This window comes from Sedimentitalea sp. XS_ASV28 (genome assembly GCF_041224545.1).
GTDB lineage: Bacteria > Pseudomonadota > Alphaproteobacteria > Rhodobacterales > Rhodobacteraceae > Sedimentitalea.
Map to the genome: position 1 here is coordinate 1 of NZ_JBGFGP010000012.1, position 3,978 is coordinate 3,978.

Annotated in this window: 4 protein-coding genes and 1 pseudogene; all 5 read left to right on the forward strand. The window is 53.3% G+C overall.

Annotation, left to right across the window (positions count from 1 at the left end; translation table 11 throughout):
• Positions 1-110 precede the first annotated feature (110 nt).
• Positions 111-833 carry a TAXI family TRAP transporter solute-binding subunit gene (locus tag AB9K34_RS00055; RefSeq protein ID WP_369952463.1) on the forward strand — a complete coding sequence of 241 codons (723 nt, stop codon included), beginning with the start codon at positions 111-113 and terminating at the stop codon, positions 831-833.
• 17 nt (positions 834-850) lie between these two features.
• Complete coding sequence (locus AB9K34_RS00060) at positions 851-2,764, forward strand: TRAP transporter permease (protein WP_369952464.1); 1,914 nt, start codon at positions 851-853, stop codon at positions 2,762-2,764.
• Between the two features lie 111 nt (positions 2,765-2,875).
• Positions 2,876-3,376 (forward strand): hypothetical protein, encoded by a 501-nt coding sequence (locus AB9K34_RS00065; protein ID WP_369952465.1) that lies wholly within the window; start codon positions 2,876-2,878, stop codon positions 3,374-3,376.
• A gap of 274 nt (positions 3,377-3,650) precedes the next feature.
• Positions 3,651-3,857, forward strand: a complete 207-nt coding sequence (locus tag AB9K34_RS00070) for a hypothetical protein (RefSeq protein ID WP_369952466.1) — start codon at positions 3,651-3,653, stop codon at positions 3,855-3,857.
• Positions 3,827-3,978 (forward strand): annotated as a pseudogene (locus AB9K34_RS00075) (IS66 family transposase zinc-finger binding domain-containing protein); the annotation flags it as partial. The gene AB9K34_RS00070 and the pseudogene AB9K34_RS00075, both read left to right, overlap by 31 nt.

Here is a 3,978-nt window from a genome sequence, read left to right on the forward strand (position 1 = left end):
ACGCCACTGCAAGCGCGCCGAGCGCTTGAGCAATTTGAGGGCTCCGCGCCCGGCGCGCTTGCCCAAACCGAAACCCATGATTATCAAGATCAAACCCGCAGACTCTCGTTATGAACGAGGGACCGAAGGGGGGCAGGTCAGAGCCGTTCGACAATCTACGCGGTCTGATTGGTGGATGGGACCAGTACTATCTTGTTCCGATGGTCCGCGGCACCGGCTTTGAAAATGACATGGCAAACTACTTTAAAGACGTAAAGCCCGACGCCAACGTGACTTTGCTGGCGCGTGGCAGCATCGGTGCATACGGCGGAGAGCAAATGCTGGACGTTGCGGACATTAGTCAGGAAAGCGTAGAGGCTGCCGGTGGCAGCTTCGAATTTGGATCGTGGGATATGGTCAAGACACGTTTCGCGTCCGGTACGGGAGATGTGTTCATTCAGGTCGCTACCCGCGGACATCCCGGAATTACCGAGCTCGCAACACAAAACCAGCTGACATTCCTGCAACCTTCCGGCGATGTTCTTGCAAAAATGACGGAGCTCTACGGTTGGGGCGAAGCCACCTTGCCGGCGGGAACTTTCTCTGGACAAGACAAAGACGTTAAGCTTCCGGGGACTACTACAACGCTTTTCAGTAGCACTAACATGTCTGATGATCTGGCGTATACCATCGTCAAAACGATTTGTGAGAATACTGAAGCGCTGCAAAACGCACACAAGGCTCTTTCGGACTTCGATTGCGAGAAAAACGGAGTATGGCGCGAAGACGTGAACGGCATTCCGATGCACGAAGGTGCCCTTCGGTATTTTCGTGAGCGTGGCTGGGTTCAGTAAGAGAAAGCCTGAAAATCATGAATAACAGGAACGCGGAATCGGTCAAGGAGCACCTTGCCCGGTGGAAAGCCCTAGCGCGTCCGGCTGCACTTATTGCGATCGCTTGGTCTTTTGCCCAAATAGCATTCGTTTTTTGGCCGCAGATCGACATGTTCACCCAGCGCTCGCTGCACGTTTCATTCGCAGTCTCATTGGCATTCGGCCTGCTGGGAGAGAGGGCGCTCAAGCCCATCATGGCCTGGTTTTGGAGGGTGCTGGCCCTTAGCGCGCTCGTGCCGGGCCTCTACATTTCCATACAATCGGATTTCCTGACCAGTGGACGCATCCAAGGGCTGGATCCCGCCCTGCCGCTCGACTATTTACTGGGCACAGTGCTTATTGCAATGGTTTTTCTGGCGTGCCAGCGATTTCTTGGTTGGGGGCTGACAGTCTTCGCTACCATATTCGTAATTTACTTTTTCGTCGGGCCTTACCTGCCGCAGGCTTTTGCGCACCGCTACACGGGGATTGAGCGCTTCATCGACATGGAGTTCCTGTCGCTTCAGGGGCTTTATGGTGTGCCAACGGGGGTTTCGGTCTCAACGGTATTTTACTTCATTCTTTTTGCAGCGCTCTACGACGCGTTTGGTGGGGGGCGGCTGATAATTGATTTTGCGATGACGATGACTGGCCACCGTGTCGGCGGACCGGCTAAAGCCGCTGTCGTTTCGTCCGGGATGCTGGGGTCTGTTTCGGGCAGCGCCGTCGCGAATGTCATGTCGACGGGCATCTTCACGATCCCTCTCATGCGCCGCGCAGGCTATGATGCACGCTTTGCGGGAGGTGTCGAGGCGGCCGCTTCCACCGGGGCGCAACTCGTACCGCCGGTGATGGGCGCTGCAGCCTTCATAATGGCCGACTTTCTGCAGGCTCCATATCAAACTATAGTGCTGGCAGCGATCCTTCCGGCCGTCGCCTATTATATTGCACTGCTTCTGATGGTTGATTTGGAGGCCCGCAGTCAGAAAATCGCTCCCGTAGAAGACACGATGAAGGAATCTGTGTGCGAAGTTCTAATCGCTCGGGGGCACCTTTTGTTGCCGCTGTTCTGGCTCGCCTACCGTATCGTCGTCGGGTTTCCAGTAGAAAATGCGGCGATAGAGGCGGCGGCCATGACGATCATCATCGGCACTCTGCGCAGTGCCACTCAACAACGGTTCATTGTCGTCATCGAGACGCTGGTGATCGCCGCCGAACGCTCGGTGACGGTCGCACTTCCTTGTGCGCTAGCCGGTATTGTAGTCGCAATCATAAGCTTCACTGGTCTTGGTACGAAATTCACCAGTTTCATGATCGAAGTCGCAGGCGGCCATACGGTGATCCTGCTGGTACTGACGATGCTCGCCAGTCTCGTATTGGGGGCCGGTATGCCGACGACCTCAGCCTATATCATGGCAGCAATACTCTTGGCTCCTAGTCTCATCACCCTCGGTCTGGAGCCACTCGCCGCGCATTTCTTCATCTTCTATTTCGCGATCTTATCGATGGTCACACCGCCTGTAGCATTGGCCGCCTATGCGGCGGCAGCCATCACCAAGGCGTCTGCGTCTGGAACCGGCTGGCGTGCTTTTGCCTTATCGTTGCCGGGTTTCGTTATACCTTATGCTGCAGTCATACATCCTGGATTGCTCTTAGTCGGACCAGTCAGTGACACCCTATGGGCGATATATAGCGTTTTAGTAGGGGTGTCCGCAGTCGCTGTGGGTATTATCGGATGGGTGCTGCGGCGCCTGCCCTGGTGGGAAAGGGTCCTGTTCGTTGGTATTGGTGCACTGTCCATACTACCGGGGTTAACGACAACCGTGGCCGCAACACTATTGCTGCTTGGCGCTTGCCTTTATATATACCTCACGCGGGTTCGCGTACAGCATGTAGTATCCGATAGCACATGACACGCGTTTGGGTGAAATGGAACTGTTTCATTAAAGGGCTATGGAAGCGTATATTTGGATAAAGTCTTATAATGATAATTTCTCCAATATTCATCTAATTGAAGACACCCATTGAAACCTAAAGTTTTCTATGAAGCGCTCATAGGTTCTTTGGTGGCAGCCCCTATTCTATGGCTGTCGTCGAATCTAGGCATGCCAATTATCCAGCTAATTAGCTTTTTTATTTTGGTATCTTGCCTACTTACAATCTTCGTTTTTTTGGCGATCGCTGGCAGCCAATGGTACGAAGAGATGATGAAAAACTCTACGATTTATGGAAGTCTAAGGGCATCAGATGAAATCAAAAATAAGCTCCCACTTTTTCGGAAAGTGTTTCCAAAAAATTCACCTTTAGATGCAGAGCGCAAATCTCTCAGAAAAGAAATGCAAAATGCTGACGAGACCAAAGTGATGGACGATACTTCCGAGCTTTGCGACGTTTTAGACATTTTTTATGAGAAGGTGAAATTGCGGGTCCGCGAGCTCGGGGAAGATAAAATTTTTTCAAGATCAGACTTCATGTTCTTTGCAATGAACGTGAGCGAAGAGCAGTTGGATTCAAAAAATGGCTGACGTATATCTCGTAGATAGTGACATCTTGGCTAAGTATGGCCGCTCCAACAATTTAGAGCTCTTAAAAAATGCACCCGATCAAATATTGATCACGCGAGAGGTATATTCAGAGGTTGTTGACGGAGCTGACCGCGGATTTACTGGCGCTGTTGCAGCACGCAACTGGTTGGACGCCAACATAACAACCCGAACATCGCAGTAAGCAGAGTTTACCTAAATAAGGACGAACGAAACGCCCTGCACAATACAAAGCCCGCAAGCGGATCGCGGTCTGATGAGTGAAGAAGACGGGAAGGGGGTCCACGCGTTCCGCATCACCCCCGAACTTCTGGAGAAGCTGGAGCGTGAGCGCGGGCCAGACCTGGAGTATATGCTGCGGGATGCGCATCGCCCCTTCCATGACCCCCGCAAGGTCTACCGCATCGAACTGGCGGACCCGGCCTTGCGGATTGCCCCGACTGCGGCGGCGCCCTGCGCCTGATCGGCGAAGATGTCAGTGAGATTCTCGATCTGATCGCCGCCAAGCTGAAGGTGGTCGAGACGGCCCGGTTGAAGAAGTCCTGCCGGCGCTGCGAGAAGATCACCCAACTGCCGGCGCCGTC

Excerpts from the sequence above, each read along its gene's own strand:
- AB9K34_RS00055 (WP_369952463.1), top strand. The coding sequence starts at position 111 with ATGAACGAGGGACCGAAGGGGGGCAGGTCAGAGCCGTTCGACAATCTA.
- AB9K34_RS00060 (WP_369952464.1), top strand. The coding sequence starts at position 851 with ATGAATAACAGGAACGCGGAATCGGTCAAGGAGCACCTTGCCCGGTGG.
- AB9K34_RS00070 (WP_369952466.1), top strand. The coding sequence starts at position 3,651 with ATGAGTGAAGAAGACGGGAAGGGGGTCCACGCGTTCCGCATCACCCCC.